At 69.7% G+C, this 22,158-nt stretch carries 26 protein-coding genes; 2 read left to right on the top strand and 24 right to left on the bottom strand.

All coding sequences use genetic code 11. The annotated features are described in order from the left end of the window. Positions 1–32 precede the first annotated feature (32 nt). Positions 33–6,314: a fibronectin type III domain-containing protein gene (locus Q1B24_RS02035; RefSeq protein WP_299922673.1), complete on the bottom strand. Its 6,282-nt coding sequence runs from the start codon at positions 6,312–6,314 to the stop codon at positions 33–35. 176 nt (positions 6,315–6,490) lie between these two features. On the opposite strand from Q1B24_RS02035, the gene Q1B24_RS02040 reads away from it, so the two are divergent. After that, positions 6,491–7,669 (top strand): FHA domain-containing protein, encoded by a 1,179-nt coding sequence (locus Q1B24_RS02040; protein ID WP_299922675.1) that lies wholly within the window; start codon positions 6,491–6,493, stop codon positions 7,667–7,669. Further along, positions 7,666–9,129, top strand: a complete 1,464-nt coding sequence (locus Q1B24_RS02045; RefSeq protein ID WP_299922677.1) for a serine/threonine protein kinase — start codon at positions 7,666–7,668, stop codon at positions 9,127–9,129. The genes Q1B24_RS02040 and Q1B24_RS02045 overlap by 4 nt, the downstream gene beginning before the upstream one ends. Positions 9,130–9,153: 24 nt before the next feature. Here Q1B24_RS02045 and Q1B24_RS02050 read toward each other — a convergent pair whose 3' ends face one another. The 23 genes from Q1B24_RS02050 to rplD form a co-directional block, all read right to left on the bottom strand. Then, positions 9,154–10,185, bottom strand: a complete 1,032-nt coding sequence (locus Q1B24_RS02050; protein WP_299922679.1) for a TerC family protein — start codon at positions 10,183–10,185, stop codon at positions 9,154–9,156. Positions 10,186–10,402: 217 nt separating this feature from the next. Beyond that, positions 10,403–11,227: a type I methionyl aminopeptidase gene (map, locus tag Q1B24_RS02055; protein ID WP_299922681.1), complete on the bottom strand. Its 825-nt coding sequence runs from the start codon at positions 11,225–11,227 to the stop codon at positions 10,403–10,405. Between the two features lie 16 nt (positions 11,228–11,243). Then, positions 11,244–11,819, bottom strand: coding sequence for an adenylate kinase (locus Q1B24_RS02060; protein WP_299922683.1), 576 nt, complete (start codon positions 11,817–11,819; stop codon positions 11,244–11,246). Beyond that, the gene (gene secY, locus Q1B24_RS02065) at positions 11,820–13,115 is read right to left on the bottom strand and encodes a preprotein translocase subunit SecY (protein ID WP_299922685.1); all 1,296 of its coding nucleotides are present in this window, start codon (positions 13,113–13,115) and stop codon (positions 11,820–11,822) included. Between the two features lie 206 nt (positions 13,116–13,321). Further along, positions 13,322–13,762 carry a 50S ribosomal protein L15 gene (gene rplO, locus Q1B24_RS02070; protein ID WP_299922687.1) on the bottom strand — a complete coding sequence of 147 codons (441 nt, stop codon included), beginning with the start codon at positions 13,760–13,762 and terminating at the stop codon, positions 13,322–13,324. 1 nt (position 13,763) lies between these two features. Beyond that, positions 13,764–13,946 (bottom strand): 50S ribosomal protein L30, encoded by a 183-nt coding sequence (gene rpmD, locus Q1B24_RS02075; RefSeq protein WP_056599717.1) that lies wholly within the window; start codon positions 13,944–13,946, stop codon positions 13,764–13,766. Then, positions 13,946–14,563 (bottom strand): 30S ribosomal protein S5, encoded by a 618-nt coding sequence (gene rpsE / locus Q1B24_RS02080; RefSeq protein ID WP_299922690.1) that lies wholly within the window; start codon positions 14,561–14,563, stop codon positions 13,946–13,948. Before rpsE ends, rpmD begins: the two co-directional genes overlap by 1 nt. A 46-nt stretch (positions 14,564–14,609) precedes the next feature. Then, positions 14,610–14,993: a 50S ribosomal protein L18 gene (gene rplR, locus Q1B24_RS02085; protein ID WP_299922692.1), complete on the bottom strand. Its 384-nt coding sequence runs from the start codon at positions 14,991–14,993 to the stop codon at positions 14,610–14,612. A 1-nt stretch (position 14,994) separates the two neighbouring features. After that, positions 14,995–15,537 (bottom strand): 50S ribosomal protein L6, encoded by a 543-nt coding sequence (gene rplF, locus Q1B24_RS02090; RefSeq protein ID WP_254182544.1) that lies wholly within the window; start codon positions 15,535–15,537, stop codon positions 14,995–14,997. 34 nt (positions 15,538–15,571) lie between these two features. Next, on the bottom strand, positions 15,572–15,991 hold the full coding sequence (rpsH, locus tag Q1B24_RS02095) for a 30S ribosomal protein S8 (RefSeq protein ID WP_172262165.1): 420 nt from the start codon (positions 15,989–15,991) through the stop codon (positions 15,572–15,574). A gap of 69 nt (positions 15,992–16,060) precedes the next feature. Beyond that, complete coding sequence (locus Q1B24_RS02100; RefSeq protein WP_011757321.1) at positions 16,061–16,246, bottom strand: type Z 30S ribosomal protein S14; 186 nt, start codon at positions 16,244–16,246, stop codon at positions 16,061–16,063. Between the two features lies 1 nt (position 16,247). Next, complete coding sequence (gene rplE / locus Q1B24_RS02105; protein WP_210439929.1) at positions 16,248–16,814, bottom strand: 50S ribosomal protein L5; 567 nt, start codon at positions 16,812–16,814, stop codon at positions 16,248–16,250. A gap of 1 nt (position 16,815) precedes the next feature. Then, positions 16,816–17,169, bottom strand: coding sequence for a 50S ribosomal protein L24 (gene rplX / locus Q1B24_RS02110; protein WP_216659223.1), 354 nt, complete (start codon positions 17,167–17,169; stop codon positions 16,816–16,818). Between the two features lie 3 nt (positions 17,170–17,172). Beyond that, the gene (rplN, locus tag Q1B24_RS02115; RefSeq protein WP_299922704.1) at positions 17,173–17,541 is read right to left on the bottom strand and encodes a 50S ribosomal protein L14; all 369 of its coding nucleotides are present in this window, start codon (positions 17,539–17,541) and stop codon (positions 17,173–17,175) included. Between the two features lie 103 nt (positions 17,542–17,644). Beyond that, positions 17,645–17,929, bottom strand: coding sequence for a 30S ribosomal protein S17 (rpsQ, locus tag Q1B24_RS02120; protein ID WP_210439927.1), 285 nt, complete (start codon positions 17,927–17,929; stop codon positions 17,645–17,647). Continuing rightward, positions 17,926–18,168, bottom strand: a complete 243-nt coding sequence (gene rpmC / locus Q1B24_RS02125) for a 50S ribosomal protein L29 (protein WP_204811325.1) — start codon at positions 18,166–18,168, stop codon at positions 17,926–17,928. Before rpmC ends, rpsQ begins: the two co-directional genes overlap by 4 nt. Then, entirely contained in the window at positions 18,168–18,587 is a 420-nt protein-coding gene (gene rplP / locus Q1B24_RS02130) for a 50S ribosomal protein L16 (RefSeq protein ID WP_210650189.1), read from the bottom strand. The genes rpmC and rplP overlap by 1 nt, the downstream gene beginning before the upstream one ends. A gap of 3 nt (positions 18,588–18,590) precedes the next feature. After that, positions 18,591–19,394, bottom strand: a complete 804-nt coding sequence (gene rpsC / locus Q1B24_RS02135) for a 30S ribosomal protein S3 (protein ID WP_299922711.1) — start codon at positions 19,392–19,394, stop codon at positions 18,591–18,593. Further along, positions 19,394–19,837, bottom strand: a complete 444-nt coding sequence (gene rplV, locus Q1B24_RS02140) for a 50S ribosomal protein L22 (protein ID WP_299922713.1) — start codon at positions 19,835–19,837, stop codon at positions 19,394–19,396. The genes rpsC and rplV overlap by 1 nt, the downstream gene beginning before the upstream one ends. Beyond that, on the bottom strand, positions 19,834–20,115 hold the full coding sequence (gene rpsS, locus Q1B24_RS02145) for a 30S ribosomal protein S19 (protein ID WP_090969263.1): 282 nt from the start codon (positions 20,113–20,115) through the stop codon (positions 19,834–19,836). Before rpsS ends, rplV begins: the two co-directional genes overlap by 4 nt. A gap of 5 nt (positions 20,116–20,120) precedes the next feature. Beyond that, a complete protein-coding gene (gene rplB, locus Q1B24_RS02150; RefSeq protein WP_299922718.1) occupies positions 20,121–20,957 on the bottom strand; it encodes a 50S ribosomal protein L2 in 837 nt (278 codons plus the stop codon). Between the two features lie 25 nt (positions 20,958–20,982). After that, a complete protein-coding gene (gene rplW / locus Q1B24_RS02155) occupies positions 20,983–21,288 on the bottom strand; it encodes a 50S ribosomal protein L23 (protein ID WP_186342465.1) in 306 nt (101 codons plus the stop codon). After that, complete coding sequence (rplD, locus tag Q1B24_RS02160) at positions 21,285–22,157, bottom strand: 50S ribosomal protein L4 (RefSeq protein WP_299922723.1); 873 nt, start codon at positions 22,155–22,157, stop codon at positions 21,285–21,287. The genes rplW and rplD overlap by 4 nt, the downstream gene beginning before the upstream one ends. Position 22,158 lies beyond the last annotated feature (1 nt).

A 22,158-nucleotide genomic window follows, 5' to 3' on the forward strand; every position in this document is an offset into this window, starting at 1 on the left:
CGGGCGCTGACGTGTCCGTGGCTGGTGGCGCGTCACCAGTCCCGCCACCCGGATCCCGCGGACTGGTAGCTGCCCTCGTTGGGGCGGTAGTCGGGTGTGGTGCAGTTGAGGGCGACCTGACCCAACGCGACCGAGCCGTAGTGGAAGGCGTTGCCTCCCCGGTCCTCGGCGGGCTCGACGGAGAACAGGATGTCGGAGCGGAAGCGGCGCTGGATGGTGCAGGTGTAGCGCGACATGAAGCCGCGGACGCTGAAGTTGATGAACGCGCAGTTGTCGTCCTCGCACGTGTCACCGGTCCAGCCCCGGGAACCACAGTCCGGCACGTCGGCCGGGCGATCGGCCCGGGTCGAGCAGCGGTCGCCCCGGAAGATGACGACCTCGGGCTCGGGCGGCGCCGCCGTGGAGCCGTCGGCGGTGCGCGACACGGGTCCGCGCCCGTTGGCCGGGTCCGAGAGCGTGACGGTCACCCGCTCACCGTGGCGGAAGCCGACGTCGAGGTTCTGGGTCTGGACGCTCCACTGCCCGGCCGGCACCTGGAACGACTGGTTGCGATCGGCGGAGGAGACGGTGACGGTCGCCGGACGACCGTTGGACGTCCCGCTGACCACCCAGGACAGCCTCCGGCCGTCAGGGACGGGCTGGATCGACGCGAGGTGGTCGGGCTGGAGAGGTCCGTAGGTCTGCACGTTGACCACTCCGCTGAGCGTGCACCCGGCAGGAGCGTCCTCGTTGCACACGCGGAGCTGCACGGGGTAGGCCTGCATGTTGTCGGGCACCTGGACGCGCGGGGCGTTGGTGCCGGTCTGCTGCGGGTAGTTCCTCGCGATGCCACCACCGACGAGGACGTCGACGCGGCTCGTGGAGCCCCTCGAGTCCGGGACGGTGTACTGGAGCTGGATCTCCTGGTTCGCACCGGTGGCAGTCGCCTGGAACGACCCCCACGGGGCCGGTCGGCCGACGGCCTGGATGGCGGTGGGAGCGCTGGGCTGCGAACGCTTCCCCGTCTCGCCGACGGGCTGGTTCGCGGCGACCACCGTGTAGGAGTAGGTCAGCCCGTCGTAGGGAACCCCCGTGTGGGTGCAGCTGAGCGATGCCAGCATCTGGCACCCGGGCACGGGTCGTGAGTCACCGCCGGTGGTGTAGCTCACGGTGTAGGCCGTGGGTCCGGGCCCCTCGGGAAGCACGGCCTGCCAAGCGATGCGGATGCTGGTCTGGTTGGCACCGGCCTCGAGGTCCGATACCGCCGGAGCCGCTGGCGCGGACGGAGTGCCGAGCGGCTGCATCGGCGAGGAGGTCCGCACCAGCGAGTAGCCCACCTGGTTCTGCGCCTTCACGTCGAAGGTGTACTGACGGTTGTTGTCCAGCCCCGTGGCGATGTAGGTCATCGTGTTGCCGGGGACGGTCGCCGTCGGGCCGCCGGGCCAGGTGATGGTGTAGTCCAGGATCCTCGAGGTGTTGGTGGTCGGCTTGTCCCAGCCGATGGTGATCTGCCCGTCGCCGCGCTCGATCATGCGGATGTTCTGGACCCGGCCGGGCTGGGTGTCGGCACGGGCGGTGCGGGACAACTTGCTCCAGTCGCCGCCCCCCACACGGTTCACCGCCTGGACGCGGAAGCTGTAGTTGCCGCCCGTCTTGAGCTTGCGGAACACGCACTCGTTGGTGTCGCAGCGCTGCCGGGTGCCGGACCTCTCCTCACGCACGAAGTAGTGGGTGACGGGAGCGCCGCCGTCGTCGTCGGGCGGCGCCCATCCCATCTTGATGGTGCCGACCTCGTCGGAGAGCGGGTAGGGGCGCGGCTCACCGGGCGCTCCCGGCACCCCGACGACCCGGAACTGGATGCGGCCCCGCGCGCGGCGGGTGGGCGGCGGGTCCGACTCGTCGACGTCGCTGACGACCAGGTCGAAGCCCGCGTCCACCCCGCGGGCGTCCTCCGAGGCGCGCAGGGTGAGCCGGCCGCCGTCGACGCTCGCCTTGACCGCCGGGTTGCCGGTGTTCTGGACCGACACGATGCGCGGCTGCGGGTCGGCGACGCCGGCCTCGAGGTAGGCGCCGATGTCGTAGCTGCGGGACTGCCCGGCCTCCATCGTCTCCACGCGGATCGGCAGCAGCCTCGGCGGCGGCGCCTGGGCGAGCCGGAAGCGCACCTCCTGGGTGTTGCTGTCGCCCGCCCGCACGGTCAGGACGGCCTCACCACCCTCGGTGGCATCGTCCGCGGCGGTGATCGCGACGACGGAGCCCAGCGGGCTGCTGACGTCGACACCGTCGACCGTCTGGCTCCACTCGGCGGAGAAGTCGAGTCCCACGGCGTCGCGGGGGTCGACCGTGAACACCTTGCAGTAGGTGGCGATGTCGAGGTCGTAGCGCTGGCCGGCCGACATCGGGATGACGCTCGAGGGGCACTCGAGCGACGGGGTGTCGTCGCCGACCACGACAGGGATCGACAGGATCGCCGTCACGCCGTCCTCGGTCGTCGTGGCGTCCTCGTTGCCGCTGGCGTCGGTCGCGGTGGTCACCTCGACGAGCACCGAGCCCGGCCCGCGGAAGCCCGCCTGCGCGGACAGGGTGAAGCGGTTGTCCCCGTCGGGGCCGACGGTCAGGGCAGTCGGCGAGGCGGACCACGAGCGACGGCCCGAGGCCAGGCGCACCCGTCCCCCGTCGGGCGCGGCGATGTAGTCGGAGACCTTGCCGGTGGTGCTGGAGCCGGCGTCGAGCTCGATGAGCGACCCGGGAAGGACGTAGGGCAGACCGTTTCCTGTGGGCGGGACGTACACCGACGCGGCCGCGGTGGCCCCGTCGGCGTCGCGGACCTGGAAGGGCAGCACCTTCGGGGCCTCGCCCCGGTTGGCGCGCACCTGGGTCCCACCGACCACCCGGGCCGACGGGTCACCGGAGACCTCGACCACCTCGAGGTCCTCGGCGGCACCGTCGGGGTCGTAGGCGCCCTCGAGGACGTCGACGGTGACGCTCCCGCTGTCGTCGGCCCGGCCGAAGGCGTCGTAGACGATCGGCGGGTTGTCGTAGTCGGCCGCCGTGGTCAGCGTCATCGTCGCGCGTGACTCGTCGATGCCGTTGGTGACCCGGTAGACGAGCACGGTCGGTGGCGCCTTGGCGGAGTCGGGCGCCGGCACCGTCACCAGGTTGGTCTCGGGGTCGAGGCGGGCGCCGTCGGGACCGTCGAGGATCTCGATCTCGACCGAGTCACCGGCGGCGATGAAGTCGTTGGCGAGCGGGTCGAAGGTCGCCGTACGTCCCGGCTCGACGGTGAGTCGGTCCTCGACGGCCAGCGGCGGCTGGGGCTGCCCCGGCTCGACGACCGCCACCCGGACCGTTCCGGTCGCGAAGGCACCCTGCGAGTCGACGACCGAGTAGGTGAACTCGTCGGTGCCGACCGTGCGCGGGTAGGCCTGGTACTCCAGGAAGTTGCCGCCGACGGCCTCGATCCGACCGAGCCGCGGGGCGGAGGTGATGCCGGTGACCGTGACCGGATCGCCGTTGCGGTCGACTCCCACCCCGGGGATGCGGACCTTCACCGTGTCCCCGGAGACCACCCGGCCCTCGAGGGTCGGCGGCTCGGGGGCGTCGTTGGGGTCGTCGGCCGGCACCACGGTCACCCTGAGGGTGCCGTCGGCCCGCTTGCCCTCGAGGTTCTGGGCGACGTAGGTGACGGTGTAGGTGTCGCGCTCCTCGATGTCGTCGGGCGCGACGTAGCGGACCACGCGCCCGGACACGAAGGCCTTGCCGACGTCGCCGGTGACGTCGATGGGCGCGACCACGGCGAGCCGGCCGGGGGTGTCGGTGCTCGACAGGTCGTTGAGCAGGGCGAGGCGGTCGCCGGCCGGGGACACGTCGTTGTCGAGCACCGGCGCCGAGACTGCTGCGCCGGCTCGCACCACGACCTTGTCGGAGACCGTGATGGGGGTGTTGTCGGCCGGCGCCGCGCGTTGGGTGACCACGACCTCGCCCTGGACCGCGGAGCTGCTGCCGTTGCTGATCGTGTAGGCGACGGTCTGCGTCGACGGCACGAGGTCGGGGCGGGTCGCGGAGATGCGCAGCCACCGCCCGTCGACGATCGCCACGTCCAGCTGGCCGTCGAGGTCCGCACTCGCGCGCAGCACAACCAGCAGCCCGCCCGCAGGGTCGAGGTCGTTGGCCAGCACGTCGACGATGCCCGGGTTCTGCCCGAAGACGGTCAGGGTGTCGGGCATGGCGATCGGCTCGGCCGCCCGCTTGGGACGGGCCCGCACGTCGACCCGGATCGTCGCCTGGTCGAGGGGTGCGTTGCCGAAGGCTGCGTCATAGCTGAGGAAGTAGGTCCCGGCACGTTCACCGGTGAAGGTCAGCTGGCCGGAGTCGAGGTCGGAGACGACCTCGGCGCCGGGCTGCCGGGGCACCTTGCCGCCCAGCGAGAGCTCGGCGTCGGTGGCGTTGGGGTCCGACCCGGGCAGGTCGTTGAGCAGGGGCCGGATCTTGATCGGCTTGCCGACCTCGCCGCGTACGACGTCGGGCTCGGCCTGCGGGGCGTAGGCCTTCTGGTCCTTGGGCGCCTGGACCTGGAAGCTCATCGACTTCGTCACGGGTGCGGAGCGTCCGTCGGTGACGGCGAACTCCACGCGGACCAGCTGCGGTCCGTCGGCCGCGCCGGACGGGGCGGTGAAGCGGATGCGGCCGTCGGCGGTGGTGCGGGCAGCGGCACCCGTCTGCTCGCCACCCACGGCCGTCGCGGAGTCCAGGAGCAGGGTGTCGCCGTCCCGGTCGTCGCGCCAGTCCGCGAGCACGGGTACGGCGAGCTCGCCCCGGTGCGGCACCTTGTAGGTCGGCTTCTTCCAGCCCTCGCGCAGCGTGGGCGGCTCGTTCTGCTCGGTCCCACGCACCTCGACGTCGACGGAGGCGTTGGCCGAGACGCCGTTGCGGCCGTCGTCGATGAAGTAGTCGAACCGGGCGGGCCGGGCGTCCTCGGGCATCTGGAGGACCAGCGTCTGCCCGTCGGGGCTGATCTCGACGCGCGCACCGCCGGACGGCTGGTCCACGTCGACGATGCTCAGCAACCGCCCGGTGGGCGCCGAGTCGTTGTCGAGCGGGTGCAGCACGGTCGTACGACCGGCGCGGACGCCGTAGGAGTCGGGCTTGGCGCGCGGCGGTCGGCTGTCGGCGTCGCTCTGGTTCTCGTTCTCCTCGTCGTCGTCCTTGTTCTTCTTCTTCGACGTGAAGGCTTCCCAGTTGTCGATGCGGACGGGCTTGTCCTGCTGAACGTCCCAGACGTTGCCGCTGTTGGCGTCGTTGAGGACGATCTCGCCGCGGTTGACCCGGAACGCGAGGTTGGTCGCGTTGCCGCCGAGGTCCTTCTCGTTGACGTCCTGCGACCCGCACTGCACGGCGAGCGCTCCGAGCCCGCCGGACCAGGCGCCGAAGACGCAGGCGCCGAGGCGGACCGGCTCGACCGGTGTCCCGGAGCTGTCGGAGACGGTGGTGACGTCGCCGGAGTCGAGGTCGACGCTCAGCAGCCCGTCGGGCGCCCCGACCAGCACCGCGTCGTAGGCCGGCCCCGGCTGCTGCAGCCGACTCCCCGGCGGCACGGTCACGGTGGCCCCGTCGACGACGCCGAGGACTCCCGCGTCGGCATCGAGGGTGACGACGCGGTCGCCGACGGTGGTGACGTCGGAGACCTGGCCGGCGTCACCGGACAGGTCCCGCGCGCGCGGCTTGCGGAAGCCCGCGGCGGTGGGGGCCAGCGTCGTGACGGTGCCCTCCTCGGTGGACGTCACGACCACCGTCCCCGACTGGCTGACGGTCAGGGCCGCGCCCTCGCCGACCTCGGCGAGCGGCTTCGCCTGCCGGTCGACGGCGCTCACCACCGGCTTGCCGAGCTGGTCGTCGTAGCGCACCGCCCACACCTCGCCGGTCTCGGCGTCCGCCGTCGCGAGCGTGCCGCCGGCCATGGCGACGTCACCGGAGACCGGGACCGCCGCGGAGCCGCCGTCCTGGGCCTCGAGCCGGCTGGTCTCGATGACCTGCCCGCGGCTCGTCCCGGCGTCGAGGGTCACGACGGCCGCGCCGTCCTGGACCACGTCGAGGCGGGCCTTGCCGTTGTCACCCGGCACCACGCCGTCGAGCTGGTTGATCGGCTTGTTGAGCCGGCCGGACCAGCCCTTCTTGCCGTTGACGACCCAGACCCCGCCGTCGTTGAGCTCGGCCTCGTGCTTCTTGTAGCCGTCGGCGGACACGGCGTAGACGATGACGGCGGTCGTCGCGATCGCCAGCGCGACGCCGGAGGCGATGCCCGCCCGGTGTCGACGCAGAGCAGTCACACGTGCCACGCGAGTCCCCCTTGGCCCCACGGATGAGGTGCGCCCGCCGCACTCACCCAGGCAGGAGCGTATGTATGTCTCAGACGTTCGGACAAGTTTCCGACAAATCCCGACCATGTGCGCGGGACAGGCGTGATGGGTGATGATGGAACCGTGGGCGTGTACGAGGGGAGCCGACGTTGATCGTGGAAGCGCGGTACGCCAGTGGGGCCGGCGTGCTCGTCGGCAGCGGCGCGCACTGGGTGCTGCTGACCGACCCCGGTGACGAGCGGGTCGTCCAGGAGATCTGGGAGGCCCTCGCGCTGACCGCGCCGTCGGGGGCGAGCGCCGCCGAGCGGGTGCTGGCGATCGCCGAGAAGGCGTTCGAGGGCGATCCGCCCGGCCTGGCCCTCGTCGACTTCACCTCCGGCGCCTCCACGACCGTGTCGCGCGGCGCCGGGCACGTGCGCCTCGCCGGACCGGCGCGGGTGCTCAGCCTCGACGCCGGCGCCGACCCCGACGGCCTCGCCAGCACCCGGCGCCTCGTGGGCGGGGTCGTCTCCGCAGACCGGGTCGAGCTCACGCCCGTCTCGGCCCGCACCGCCCCGGTGCACCGCGCCCAGGAGACCGCGCCGCCCGCGGCTGCCGCCCTCATCGACGGCATCCCCGACGCCATCCTGGCCGCCAAGGGTCCCGACGGCCCTCCCCCGCGCACCCGCGTACGCCGTCCGGTCGAGGACACCGGCTCCCTGGTCGACACCTCCGAGCCCGACCCCCTGATGATGCAGCGCATCGAGGAGGGGGCGCACACCACGATCCGGCCTCCGTCGGCTCCGACGTCGGCTCCCGAGCCCGACGGGCACGACGATCATGACGGCGCGACGTCGCTGCGACCGGCCCACCTCACCCACGGCACGACCCCCACGGTGCTCGCCGTCAGCTGCCCGCTGGGCCACCTGACCCCACCGATCGCGCCGCAGTGCCGGGTGTGCCACCAGCGGGTCGCCCCGCAGGAGCCGCGGCGGGTGGACCGGCCGTCGCTGGGGGGCCTGCGCCTCCCGACCGGCGAGGTCGTCCCCCTCGACCGGGGCGTGATCCTGGGCCGCAAGCCCGCGCCCGCCCAGGGCAGCACCGACTGGCCGCACCTCGTCCACCTGCCCTCCGACCACTCCTTCGTGTCGAGGCAGCACCTGCAGCTCGAGCTCGACGGGTGGGACGTGATCGCCCGCGACCTCGACAGCCGCGGGGGCACCACGATCGCTCCCCCGGGTCGCGACCCGGAGCGGATGAAGCCCGGCGACGCCTACGTGCTCGAACCCGGCACGGTGCTCGACCTGGCCCACGTCTACAGCGTCCGCTACGAGTCGGGGGCGGTCGCCCGGTGAGCGCACCTGTCATCCCGGGGTTCGCGTTCGTCGAGCACCTGGGCAGCGGCGGCTTCGCCGACGTCTTCCTCTATGAGCAGCAGTGGCCGCGCCAGCGCGTCGCGGTCAAGGTCGTCCGTCCAGACGTCCCGCTGACCGACCGCGAGAAGTACCTGTTCACGGCCGAGGCCAACGCCATGGCACGCCTCGCCGACCACCCCTACATCGTCTCGGTGATCACGGCCGGGGTCACGGCCGAGGGCGGCCGCCCGTTCCTCGTGATGCGCTACTGTCCCCCGCCCGACCTCGGCGTGCGGGTCCGCGCCAACCCGATGGCGCCGGTCGACGCGGTCTCCACCGGCATCAAGCTGGCGAGCGCGATCGAGACCGCGCACCGCTCGGGGATCCTGCACCGCGACATCAAGCCCAGCAACGTCCTCGTCACGACCTACCACGAGCCTGCGCTGACCGACTTCGGCATCGCCGGTCACATCGCCGACGTCGAGGGCGACAGCGACGTCCGCATCTCCTACCCCTGGTCGCCGCCCGAGCTCCTCGACGGTCGGTCCAACGGGTCGGTGGCCTCCGACGTCTACTCCCTCGGCGCGACCATCTGGCACCTGCTCGTGGGCAGGTCCCCCTTCTCGATCCCGTCGGGCGACAACTCCACCCGCGCCCTGAGCGCGCGCATCCTGCACGCCGCTCCCCCGGCCACCCAGCGCCCCGACGTCCCGCCCGCGCTCGACCGGCTCCTGCAGCAGTGCCTCGCCAAGCGTCCCGAGCACCGTCCGGCCAGCGCCCTCGAGCTCGCCCGCGCGCTCCAGCGCATCGAGTCGGCGGCCGGCTGGGCGCGCACAGCCGTCGCCGTGGAGGGCGACCGGCCCGACGCGTCCGTCGGCGTCGGTGAGGCACGCGCGGCATCGGGCGCACCCGGCTCGTTCGGGTCCTCCGGGCCGGCGGGGTCGACGGGTCCTGCCGAGGACGCGACGGCGATGAAGCCGGTCACCGTGATCTCGGCGAGCGGCCCACGGCGGATCGCGGCCCAGGACCCCTCACCGCTCGCCCCGGACGGCGAGGAGGAGCGCGCCGGCGTGCCGGGCCTGGTCTGGGCCGGCGTCGGTGTCGCGGTCCTCGCGCTGCTGGTCGGCTTCCTCGTCCTCGGCGGCAACGACCGGGCCGAGGACCCGGGCGTGGTGGTCCCGACGGAGTCCCAGACACCGGGCGACGTCGTTCCCGATGTCCTCATCGAGGCGGTCACGCTCACCGGCAGCCGCACGCCGCGCGGGGTGCTGTTCGAGTGGCGGCCGCCCGTGCCGGTGGAGAACGGCGACTCGTTCAGCTGGCACCGCGACGACACCGACGAGTACGGCAGCACGTCGCGGAGGCGGCTGCTCGTGCGCACCGACGACCCGGTGTGCCTCGACGTGCGGATGACCCGCGGGTCGGACAACTCGCCCAGCGCGAGCCAGTGCGTGTCCTGACCCGCGGGTCCCGACGTCAGGGGGTCAGTCGTCCTCCCAGTCGCGGCGCGGGCCGGTGGCCGCGTCCTGCTCCTCCGGCGACATCCGGCTCGAGGCCCACAGCGACAGCACCGCGGTGATCGCCAGCGTGGCGACGATGACCACGAGCGAGAGCCAGATCGGGATCTCCAGCCAGGCGTAGTCGAGGGGCTCGCCGCCGTTGATGAACGGCAGCTCGTTCTCGTGCAGGGCGTGGAAGAAGAGCTTGACGCCGATGAACGCCAGCAGGAACGCGAGGCCGTAGGAGAGGTAGATCAGGCGCTGCAGGAGGCCGCCGATCAGGAAGTAGAGCTGGCGCAGACCCATGAGCGCGAAGATGTTCGCGGTCAGCACCAGGTAGGGCTCCTTGGTGATGCCGAAGATCGCCGGGATCGAGTCCAGCGCGAACAGCAGGTCGGTGGTGCCGAGGGTGAGGATCACGATGAACATCGGCGTGATCATCTTCTTGGCGCCCTCGCCGGTGATGACCAGGCTCTTGCCGTGCCACTCCGAGGTGGCCGGGAAGCGACGCTCGACGAACGCGACGAGCTTGTTCTCCTCGAACTCGTCGTCCTCGTCCTCGGCGCCTTCCTTGGCGAGCTTGAACGCGGTGTAGATCAGGAACAGGCCGAAGAGGTAGAAGATCCAGCTGAAGTTGCTGATCGCGGCCGCGCCGACGGCGATGAAGATGGCCCGCATGACCAGCGCCATCACGATGCCGATCATCAGGGCGTACTGCTGCAGCTCCCGAGGCACGGCGAACTTGGCCATGATGATGATGAAGATGAAGAGGTTGTCGATGGAGAGCGAGTACTCCACGAGCCAGCCGGAGTAGAACTCGAGCGCATACGTGCCGCCTGAGGTGTACCAGACGCCGAGGCCGAAGAGGATGGCCATGCCGACGTAGATCGAGAGGTAGGTCGCACACTCCTTCATGCTCGGCTCGTGCGGCCGGCGGCCGACCACGGCGAGGTCGAAGGTGAAGATCGCAAGGGTCACCACGCCAGTGGCGATCCAGACCCAGGTGGGTACGTCCACGCTGTTGCTCCTAGGGATGAGGCGAGATCGGTGTCCGCGCAGCGCACGGACGCCAGAGGTCTCTTCCGCTCGCCCGCCCGGGAAGACCCGGGGTGACGAACCAGTGGCACCGGGCGCCGCTCGCGCGGACGCCGTACTGACGACACCACTGCCGAGGAATACTCCCCTCCAACCGCGTCAGTCTGTCATGCGGCTCGGGGAGGGAGTGAAATCGACGTCAGCGTCCGCCGAATGGGACGCCGAGCGCGGCCAGCCGGCCCTGCCCGCCGTCGACCGCCGTGAGCACCCAGGCGCCCTGCGGCGTGACGGTGAACGTGTGCTCGAAGTGGGCGGCGAAGGACCCGTCCACGGTCGCCACGGTCCACTCGTCCTCGAGCAGGTCGGTGTGCTTGCTGCCCAGCGTGACCATCGGCTCCACGGCGAGCGCGAGGCCCTCGACGATGGACGGGCCACGGCCGCGTCGGCCGACGTTGGGCACGTTGGGCGGCATGTGCATCTCCGTGCCGATGCCGTGGCCGGTGTAGTCCTCGAGGATCCCGTAGCGACCCTGCGAGCGGACGTAGGTCTCGACGGCGTGGCTGATGTCGCCCACCCGGCCGCCGAGCCGGGCAGCGGCCATGCCGCGCCACAGCGACTCCTCGGTCACCCGCAGCAGCTCGGTCACGTCGTCGGACACCTCGCCCACCGGGACGGTGATCGCGGCGTCGCCGTGCCAACCCTCGACGATCGCGCCGCAGTCGATCGAGACGACGTCACCCTCGGCCAGCGTGCGCGGGCCCGGGATGCCGTGCACCACCTCGTCGTTGACCGAGGCGCAGATCGTCGCCGGGAACGGCGGGTGGCTGTAGCCCTTGAAGGACGGCACGCCGCCGTGGTCGCGGATGTTGGTCTCGGCCAGCGTGTCGAGCTCGAGGGTGGTGACCCCCGGCCGGACGGCGGCACGGAGCAGCTCGAGGGTCTCCCCCACGAGCCGCCCCGCCACACGCATCAGGTCGATCTGCTCGGGGGTCTTGATCTCGATCCCCCGGTCCCGGAACGCCATGGCCCTGCGCCGGCGGTCAGCTCTGGGGGACGACGTCGAGCGCGTCGAAGATGCGGGTCGTCACCTCGTCGACCTCGCCCATCCCGTCGACCTCGACGAGGATCCCGCGCTCGCGGTAGACGCCGATAAGGGGCTCGGTCTGCTCGGCGTAGACCTCCTGGCGGCGGCGGATGACCTCTTCGGTGTCATCGGCGCGGCCATCGGTCTGCGCCCGCTGGAGCAGACGCTGCACGAGCTCCTCGGCGTCGACCGTCAGCACGACGACGGCGTCGAGCTGGTGGCCGGTGAAGGCGATCATCCCGTCGAGCTCCGTGACCTGGGCCAGGGTGCGGGGGTAGCCGTCGAGCAGGAAGCCGGGCGCGGCGTCGGCCTCGTCGATGCGGTTGCGCACCATCAGGTTGGTGACCTCGTCGGGGACGTACTCACCGGCGTCCATGAAGCGCTTGGCCTCGACGCCGAGCGGCGTGCCCTGGGAGACGTTGGCGCGGAAGATGTCGCCGGTGGAGATCGCCGGGATGCCGAAGTGGTCGGCCACGAACCGGGCCTGGGTGCCCTTGCCCGCCCCCGGCGGGCCCATCAGGATCAGTCTCATCTACTTAAGGAATCCTTCGTAGTTGCGCTGCTGGAGCTGGCTCTCGATCTGCTTCACGGTGTCGAGTGCCACGCCGACCATGATGAGGATGGACGTGCCGCCGAACGGGAAGTTCTGGTTGGCCTGGATCATCGCGAAGGCGACGAGCGGGACCAGCGAGATCAGACCGAGGTAGAGCGCTCCAGGGAACGTGATGCGGGACAAGACGTAGGACAGGTAGTCCTCGGTCGGCTTGCCCGCCCGGATCCCGGGGATGAAGCCGCCGTACTTCTTCATGTTGTCCGCCACCTCGACGGGGTTGAAGGTGATCGAGACGTAGAAGTACGTGAAGAAGATGATCAGCAGGAAGTACGTCGCCATGTAGAGCGGGTGGTCACCGTTGACGAAGTAGGTCCCGATGAAGTCGAGCACGGGGTTCTGGCTCTCGGGGTTGAACTGCACCGCCATGGCCGGGAGGTAGAGCAGCGACGAGGCGAAGATGACCGGGATGATGCCGGCCTGGTTCACCTTGAGCGGGATGTAGGTGGAGTTGCCACCGAACATCTTGCGCCCCACCATCCGGCGGGCGTACTGCACCGGGATGCGGCGCTGGGCCTGCTCGATGAAGATGACGCCGGCGACGAGGATCAGGCCGATCACCATGACGATGGCGAAGGTGACCCAGCCCTGGGACGTCTGCACGCTCCACAGGGACGCCGGGAAGGTGGCGACGACCTGGGTGAAGATCAGGATCGACATGCCGTTGCCGATGCCGCGGTCGGTGATCAGCTCACCGAGCCACATGATGACCGCGGTGCCGGCGGTCATGGTGACGACCATGACCAGGAAGGTCGCGGTGCCGTCGTCGTGCAGCAGGTCGCGGGTGCAGCCCTGCAGCAGCGCGCCGCTGCGGGCGAGGGCCACGATGCCGGTGGCCTGCAGCACGGCCAGGCCGAGCGTCAGGTAGCGCGTGTACTGGGTGATCTTCGTCTGACCGGCCTGGCCCTCCTTCTTCAGCGCCTCGAGCCGTGGGATCACCACGACGAGCAGCTGCAGGATGATGGAGGCCGTGATGTACGGCATGATCCCCAGCGCGAAGATGGTGAGCTGGAGCAGCGCACCACCCGAGAAGAGGTTGATCAGGCTGTAGAGGCCGCCCTCTTCGAGCTGGTCGATGCACGCCTGGACGTTGGCGACGTGCACACCCGGGGTGGGCACCTGGGAGCCGAGCCGAAAGATCGCGATGATCAGCAGGACGAAGAGCAGCTTGCGCCGCAGGTCCGGAGTCCGGAAAGCGTTGGCGAACGCGCCTAGCACTGGTTCCTCTTTCGTATGGGTGCCCAGCCAGGATCGGCGGGCGGACGAGACACCCTCGCCGTCGTACGGCGGAGGGCCCGGGGAAGCCTAACAGTCGGGGTTCGGCCCGCTTCCTCCCCGCCGACGAGCAAGGGGAGAACGACGAAGGCCCGGCCGACAGTTCCTACTGTGGGCCAGGCCTTCACCGGATGAGCGAGATCGCAGCCTCAGGCCACGGTCGCGGTGCCGCCGGCAGCCTCGATCTTCTCCTTGGCGGAGCTCGAGAACGCGTCGGCGCTGATCTGGACGGCGACCGAGATGTCGCCCTGGCCCAGGACCTTGACGGGCTGGTTCTTGCGAACCGCACCCTTGGCGACGAGGTCCTCGACCGTCACGGTGCCACCCTCGGGGAAGAGCTCCCCGAGGCGGTCGAGGTTGACGACCTGGAACTCGACGCGGAAGGGGTTCTTGAAGCCCTTCAGCTTGGGCAGGCGCATGTGGATCGGCATCTGGCCACCCTCGAAGGCAGCAGGCACCTGGTAGCGCGCCTTGGTGCCCTTGGTGCCGCGGCCGGCCGTCTTGCCCTTGGAGCCCTCACCGCGACCCACACGGGTCTTGGCGGTCTTGGCGCCCGGAGCGGGACGCAAGTGGTGCAGCTTGAGCGTCATGTCACTCCACCTCCTCGAACGTCACCAGGTGACGGACAGTGTTGATCATGCCCCGGATCTCCGGGCGGTCTTCCTTCACGACGACGTCGCCGATCCGCTTGAGACCGAGCGAGCGCAGCGTCTCGCGCTGGTTGGCCTTGAGGCCGACCAGTCCGCGCTTCTGCTGGACCTTGAGCTGTGCCATCAGGACTGCACCCCCGCGGTCTCGGTCTGGCCCTCGGCGCGTGCCTTGAGCAGCGCGGCGGGGGTCACGTCCTCGACGCGCATGCCACGGCGAGCAGCCACGGCCTCGGGCTCCTCGAGCATCCGCAGCGCCTCGACGGTCGCGTGGACGATGTTGATCTGGTTGGACGAGCCGAGCGACTTGCTCAGCACGTCGTGGATGCCGGCGCACTCGAGCACCGCACGCACCGGGCCACCGGCGATGACGCCGGTACCGGGAGCGGCGGGACGCAGCAGGACGACCCCCGCGGCCTTCTCGCCCTGGACCGGGTGCGGGATGGTGCCCTGGATGCGGGGGACCTTGAAGAAGTGCTTCTTGGCCTCCTCGACACCCTTGGCGATCGCGGCAGGGACTTCCTTCGCCTTGCCGTAGCCGACGCCGACCAGGCCTTCACCGTCGCCGACGATCACGAGGGCGGTGAAGCTGAAGCGACGACCACCCTTCACGACCTTGGCGACTCGGTTGATCGCCACGACTCGCTCGATGTAGACAGACTTCTCGGCCTGGCCACGACCGTTGTCGCGTCCGCGACGGTCGCCCGAGCCACCGCTGCGCTGTCCGCGCTGGGCTCCGCTCATGAGATGTGCTCCATATCTAAGTTCTCTCTCTGGTCGCGTGAGGCGATCAGAAGGACAATCCGCCCTCGCGGGCGGCATCGGCGAGGGCCGCGATGCGGCCGTGGTACTTGTTGCCGGCCCGGTCGAAGACGACGTCCTCGATACCGGCGGCCTTGGCACGTGACGCCACCAGCTCGCCGACGAGCTTGGCCTTGGCGGTCTTGTCGCCCTCGGTGCCACGGACGTCGGCCTCCATGGTGGAGGCGTAGGCCAGGGTGGCGCCCTGCAGGTCGTCGACGACCTGCACCGAGAGGTGCTTGGCCGACTTCGTGACCACCAGGCGCGGACGCTCGGCGGTCCCGTTGATCCGCTTGCGACCACGCGCCTGGCGGCGCAGGCGCGCCCGGACGCGGTTGGCGGTGTGCTTGTTGTTGCTCAGCGAGATCGCCATGTCACTTACCGGCCTTTCCGACCTTGCGGCGGATGTGCTCGCCGGCGTAGCGCACGCCCTTGCCCTTGTAGGGCTCGGGCTTGCGGAGCTTGCGGATCTTGGCCGCAACCTCTCCGACGAGCTGCTTGTCGATGCCGACGACGCCGAGCTTGGTCGGGCCTTCGGTGGTGAAGGTGATGCCCTCGGGGGCGTCGAAGATGATCGGGTGCGAGTAGCCGAGCTGGAACTCGAGCTGGGTCGGACCCTTGGGCAGGACGCGGTAGCCCACGCCCACGATCTCGAGCTTCTTCTCGTAGCCCTCGGTGACGCCCACCACCATGTTGTTGATGAGCGTGCGGGTCAGGCCGTGGAGCGAGCGGCTGTTGCGCTCGTCGTCGGGACGCTGAACCTCGAGGACGCCGTCCTCGCCCTTGGCGACCGTGATCGGCGCGGCGATGGTGTGCGACAGGGTGCCCTTGGGGCCCTTGACGGTCACCAGCGACTCATCGATCGCGACGTCGACACCGGACGGGACCGCGATGGGGAGCTTGCCAATGCGCGACATGCTTCTCTCTCTTCCTGGTCTCAGATGGTCCGGGTCACCAGACGTAGGCGAGGACTTCGCCGCCCACGCCCTTCTGGTTCGCCTGGCGGTCGGTGAGCAGGCCCTGCGACGTCGAGATGATCGCGACGCCGAGGCCACCGAGGACCTTGGGCAGGTTCGTGCTCTTGGCGTAGACGCGCAGGCCGGGCTTGCTGATGCGGCGAACACCCGCGATGGAGCGCTCCCGGTTGCGGCCGTACTTGAGGGTCACGGTCAGCGTCTTGCCGACCGAGGGCTCGCCCTCGGCGGTGACGTTGTCGGCGACGTCGTAGGAGGTGATGTAACCCTCCTGCTTGAGGATCTCCGCGAGGCCGGCCTTCATCTTGCTGTAGGGCATCGACACCACGTCGTGGTACGCCTGGTTGGCGTTGCGCAGACGCGTGAGCATGTCTGCGATCGGGTCAGTCATCGTCATGATGTGGTTCTTTCTCGTCGTGGTTTCCCGCAGCTCACGGCCGCGGGACCTTCAACGTGTGTGAGGTGATTACCAGGAGGACTTGGTGACGCCGGGGAGCTCGCCGCGGTGGGCCATCTCCCGCAGGCAGATCCGGCACAGGCCGAACTTGCGGTAGACGGCCTTCGGGCGACCGCAGCGCTGGCAGCGGGTGTAGCCGCGGACAGCGAACTTCGGCTTGCGGGCGGCCTTGACCTTGAGGGCAGTCTTCGCCATGTCAGTTCTCCTTGAACGGGAACCCGAGCTGCTTCAGCAGCGCGCGGCCCTCGTCGTCGTTGGTGGCCGTGGTGACGACCGTGATGTCCATGCCGCGCGACCGGTCGATCCTGTCCTGGTTGATCTCGTGGAACATGACCTGCTCGGTCAGACCGAAGGTGTAGTTGCCACGCCCGTCGAACTGCTTGGGCGAGAGACCGCGGAAGTCGCGGATGCGGGGAAGCGCCAGGGACAGCAGGCGGTCGAGGAACTCCCACATGCGGTCGCCGCGCAGCGTGACGTGGGCGCCGATCGGCATGCCCTCGCGCAGCTTGAACTGCGCGATCGACTTGCGCGCCTTGGTCACGGCCGGCTTCTGGCCGGTGATCGCGGTCAGGTCGCGGATCGCGCCCTCGATGAGCTTGGAGTCACGCGCAGCCTCGCCGACGCCCATGTTGACCACGATCTTGGTCAGGCCGGGCACCTGCATGATGTTGGCGATGTCGAACTCGGAGCGCAGGGCGGGGACGATCTCCTCGCGGTAGCGCGCCTTGAGACGGGGAATCTCAGTGGTCTGGGTCTCGGCCATCTCAGATCTCCTTGCCGGACTTGCGGGACACGCGGACCGACCGGGTCGCGGCGTAGGTCGAGCCGTCGGGACGGCGCTTGGTGACCTCGTCGCGGCGGAAGCCGACGCGCGTGACGCCGTCACCCTCGACCAGCATCACGTTGGAGACGTGGATGGGGGCCTCGCGGGTGATGATGCCGCCGGTGGTGTTGGTCTGCTGAACGGACTTGGTGTGGCGCTTGACGAGGTTGACTCCCTCGACGATCACCCGGTCCTCCTCGCGGAGCACCGAGATGACCTTGCCCTGGGCACCCTTGTCCTTGCCAGCGATCACCTTGACGGTGTCGCCCTTCTTGATGTTCATGTTCTTACCCATCTCTCACAACACCTCCGGGGCGAGCGAGATGATCTTCATGAAGCGCTTCTCGCGCAGCTCGCGGCCGACGGGGCCGAAGATGCGCGTGCCACGGGGCTCGCCGTCGCTCTTGAGGATGACGGCGGCGTTCTCGTCGAAGCGGATGTAGGAACCGTCGGCGCGGCGACGCTCCTTGACGGTGCGCACGACCACGGCCTTGACGACGTCGCCCTTCTTGACGTTGCCACCGGGGATCGCGTCCTTGACGGTGGCGACGATGACGTCACCGATGCCGGCGTAGCGACGCCCAGAGCCACCGAGAACACGGATGCAGAGGATCTCCTTCGCACCGGTGTTGTCGGCGACCTTGAGTCGCGACTCCTGCTGGATCATTGATTTCTCCTGGTTGTCGAGCTGGTTCTCGCCCTCTCAACGGGGGGCGAGCCTGGCCGAACTGATATGTGGAAACTTGTGCTCGAGGTCGCGGGGCCTCAGGTCACTTGGCCTTCTCCAGCACCTCGACGAGGCGCCAGCGCTTGGTGGCCGACAGCGGACGGGTCTCCATGATGAGGACCCGGTCGCCGATGCCGCACTGGTTGGTCTCGTCGTGCGCCTTCAGACGCGACGTCTTGCGCAGGACCTTGCCGTAGAGGGCGTGCTTCACGCGGTCCTCGACGGCGACGACGATGGTCTTGTCCATCTTGTCGCTGACGACGAGGCCCTCACGGACCTTGCGCTGGTTGCGCTCGTCGGCCGACTGGGTCGCAGTGTTCTCGCTCATGCCTTCGCCTCTTCGTTGGTGCCCGGGGTGGTACGGATGCCGAGCTCGCGCTCGCGGACCACGGTGTAGATGCGGGCGATGTCCTTCTTGACCACGCGCAGGCGGCCGTTGCTCTCGAGCTGACCGGTCGCGGCCTGGAAGCGCAGGTTGAACAGCTCCTCCTTGGCCTCGCGCAGCTTGGCCTCGAGGGCGGGTGCGTCGAGCTCGTCGAGCTCGTGTGCGTTGAGCTTGGTAGCCATCAGAATTCACCGGCCTCACGGGAGATGAACCGGCACTTCATCGGGAGCTTGTGCATCGCGCGGCGCATGGCCTCACGAGCAGTCACCTCGTCGACACCGGAGAGTTCGAACATGACGCGGCCGGGCTTGACGTTCGCCACCCACCACTCGGGCGAGCCCTTGCCGGAACCCATGCGGGTCTCGGCGGGCTTCTTGGTCAGCGGACGGTCCGGGTAGATGTTGATCCAGACCTTTCCGCCACGCTTGATGTGACGGGTCATGGCGATACGGGCCGACTCGATCTGTCGGTTGGTCACGTAGTGACCCTCGACCGCCTGGATCCCGAAGTCACCGAAGGCGAGCGACGTGCCGCCCTTGGCGGCGCCGCGACGCTTGGGGTGGTGCTGCTTGCGGTGCTTGACACGACGGGGCATCAACATGGCTCAGGCCTCCGTTCCTGCGCTCGGTGCCGCCTCGGCCGGAGCCTCGGTGGACTCGGCGCGAGGTGCGCGGTCGCCGCGCGAGCCACGGCTCGGGCGCTCGCCGCCACGGGTGTTGGGACGACCGCCGCGACCCGGAGCACCGGCGCGGGCGGCCTGCTGGGCCTGGCGCTCGGCACGGGTGCCGGCGACCTCGCCCTTGTAGATCCAGACCTTCACGCCGATGCGACCGAAGGTGGTCTTGGCCTCGTAGAAGCCGTAGTCGATGTCGGCGCGGAGGGTGTGCAGGGGCACGCGGCCCTCGCGGTAGAACTCCGTGCGCGACATCTCGGCACCGTTGAGGCGACCCGAGCACTGGATCCGGATGCCCTTGGCACCGGAGCGCATCGAGGTCTGCATGGCCTTGCGCATGGCGCGGCGGAACTGCACGCGGCCGGCGAGCTGCTCGGCAACGCCCTGGGCGACCAGCTGCGCGTCGATCTCGGGCTGCTTCACCTCGAGGATGTTGAGCTGCACCTGCTTGCCGGTGAGCTTCTCGAGCTCGCCGCGGATGCGGTCGGCCTCGGCGCCGCGGCGACCGATGACGATGCCCGGGCGGGCGGTGTGGATGTCCACCCGCACGCGGTCACGGGTGCGCTCGATCTCGACCTTGGAGATGCCCGCCCGCTCCATGCCCTTGGAGAGCAGCTTGCGGATGGCGACGTCCTCACCGACGTACGACTTGTAGAGCTTGTCGGCGTACCAACGGCTCTTGTGGTCGGTGGAGATGCCCAGGCGGAAGCCGTTCGGGTTGATCTTCTGACCCATCAGGCACCCCTTCCGTTCTTGTTGGCGCGGCCGTTCTTCGTGGCCAGCGCGTCGGCCGGCTGCACCGCGAGGGTGATGTGGCTGGTGCGCTTGTTGATGCGGGTCGCACGGCCCTGGGCACGCGGACGCCAACGCTTCATCGTCGGGCCCTCGTCGACCATGGCGACGGAGAGCACGAGGTCGGCCCGGTTGAGGCCCTCGGTGGTCTCCGCGTTGGCGATCGCGCTCTCCAGCACCTTGTAGACGGTCTCGGAGGCGGCCTGCGGCGCGAACTGCAGCAGGGTCAGGGCCTCATCGACCTGGAGGCCGCGGACCATGTCGACGACACGGCGGGCCTTCATCGGGGTGATCCGCACGTAGCGTGCGCTCGCATAGGCGCCCGGCTGGTCGCCGAGCAGCGTGCTGCGGCGCGCACTGGTGCGGCTGCGCTCGGTGGTGCTCATCGACGGCGTCCCTTCCGGTCTTCCTTGACGTGCCCGCGGTAGGTGCGGGTGGGGGCGAACTCCCCGAGCTTGTGGCCGACCATGGAGTCGGTCACGAAGACCGGGACGTGCTTGCGACCGTCGTGCACGGCGATGGTGTGGCCGATCATGTCGGGCACGATCATCGACCGGCGCGACCAGGTCTTGATGACGTTGTGGCTGCCCTTCTCGTTCTCGGCGTCCACCTTCTTCTGAAGGTGGTCGTCGACGAAGGGGCCCTTCTTGAGGCTGCGAGGCATGTCGGTTACTTCCTACCCTTGCCGGACTTGCGACGACGGATGATCTGGGAGTCGCTGGCCTTGCGCTTGCGCGTGCGGCCCTCGGGCTTGCCCCAGGGGGAGACGGGGTGGCGACCACCGGACGTCTTGCCCTCACCACCACCGTGCGGGTGGTCCACCGGGTTCATGACGACACCGCGGACGGTCGGGCGGACGCCCTTCCACCGCATGCGGCCGGCCTTGCCCCAGTTGATGTTGGACTGCTCGGCGTTGCCGACCTCACCGATCGTGGCGCGGCAGCGCACGTCGACGAAGCGCATCTCGCCCGAGGGCATGCGCAGCGTGGCGCGGCTTCCCTCGCGGGCGACCAGCTGGGCGGAGTTGCCGGCCGAGCGGGCGATCTTCGCGCCGCCGCCCGGTCGCATCTCCACGCAGTGGATGGTCGTACCGACCGGGATGTTGCGCAGCGGCAGGTTGTTGCCGGGCTTGATGTCGGCGTTGGGGCCGGACTCCACCGGGGTGCCCTGGGTCAGACCCTTGGGCGCGACGATGTAGCGCTTCTCGCCGTCGGCGTAGTGCAGCAGCGCGATGCGCGCGGTGCGGTTGGGGTCGTACTCGATGTGAGCGACCTTGGCCGGGACGCCGTCCTTGTCGTAGCGACGGAAGTCGATGATGCGGTAGGCGCGCTTGTGACCGCCACCCTTGTGCCGGGTGGTGATGCGGCCCTGGTTGTTGCGACCGCCGTTCTTCGGCAGCGGGCGCGTCAGCGACTTCTCGGGCGTGGACCGGGTGATCTCGACGAAGTCGGCCACCGACGAGCCACGACGGCCCGGGGTGGTCGGCTTGTACTTGCGGATAGCCATATCAGTTTCCTAGTCAGGAGCCCGGTCAGGAGACCGGACCTCCGAAGATGTCGATGCGGTGACCCTCGGCGAGGCTGACGATCGCGCGCTTGGTGTTGGGCCGCTTGCCCAGGCCGTAGCGGGTGCGACGCGTCTTGCCCTGGCGGTTGATCGTGTTGACCGAGGTGACCTTGACGTCGAAGACCTTCTCGACCGCGATCTTGATCTCGGTCTTGTTGGCGTCCGGGTGGACGATGAAGGTGTACTTGTTGGCGTCGAGCAGGCCGTAGCTCTTCTCCGACACGACCGGGGCGATCAGGACGTCGCGGTGGTCCTTGTGCAGGGTGCTCACTTGTCGCTCTCCTTCTGGTCGGCGCGGGTCAGACCGGCGGCCTCGGCGTCCTCGGCGGACTTGAACCAGAAGTCGCCACCGGAGACGTCGTAGGCGGCGTCGCCCTCGACGAGGTAGGTGCCGGACTGCAGGCCCTGGACCTCGTAGCCCTTCGGGTTCTTGCCGCTCTTGAGCGGGGCCTTCGCACCGGCGGGGAGCGCCGGCTCGTCGGTGGCCTGCTCGGTCGCGGCGGGCGCGGCCGACTCGGTCTTCGCGGTGGAGGCGCCAGCGACGCTGGTGCCGTTCACGAAGGCGTCGTAGGCACCCTTGGTGAAGACCACGTCGTCAGCGGCGACCACGTCGTAGGTGTTGAGCTGGTCGACGGCGACGATGTGGACCTCGGGCGCGTTGCGCAGCGAGAGCCAGGTGAGGGCGTCGGAGCGCTCGAGCACCACGAGGTAGCCCACGCGGTCGGTCAGCGACGTCAGCGCGGCGATCGCGGCCTTGGTGGAGGGCTTGTCGCCCGACACCAGACCGTCGACCACGTGCACGCGGCCGTTGCGGGCCCGGTCGGAAAGGGCACCGCGCAGGGCGGCTGCCTTCATCTTCTTGGGGGTGCGCTGGGAGTAGTCGCGCGGCTGCGGGCCGTGGACGGTGCCACCGCCGGCGAACTGCGGGGCGCGGGTCGAGCCCTGGCGGGCGCGGCCGGTGCCCTTCTGCTTGTAGGGCTTGCGGCCACCGCCGCGGACCTCGCCGCGGGTCTTGGTGGCGTGCGTGCCCTGGCGTGCAGCAGCCTGCTGCGCCACGACGACCTGGTGGATCAGGGGGATGTTGACCTCGACGTCGAAGATCTCGGCGGGGAGGTCCACCTTGACGGTGTTGACAGCCATG

The sequence above is a fragment of the uncultured Nocardioides sp. genome (assembly GCF_947488025.1).
Taxonomy (GTDB): Bacteria; Actinomycetota; Actinomycetes; order Propionibacteriales; family Nocardioidaceae; genus Nocardioides.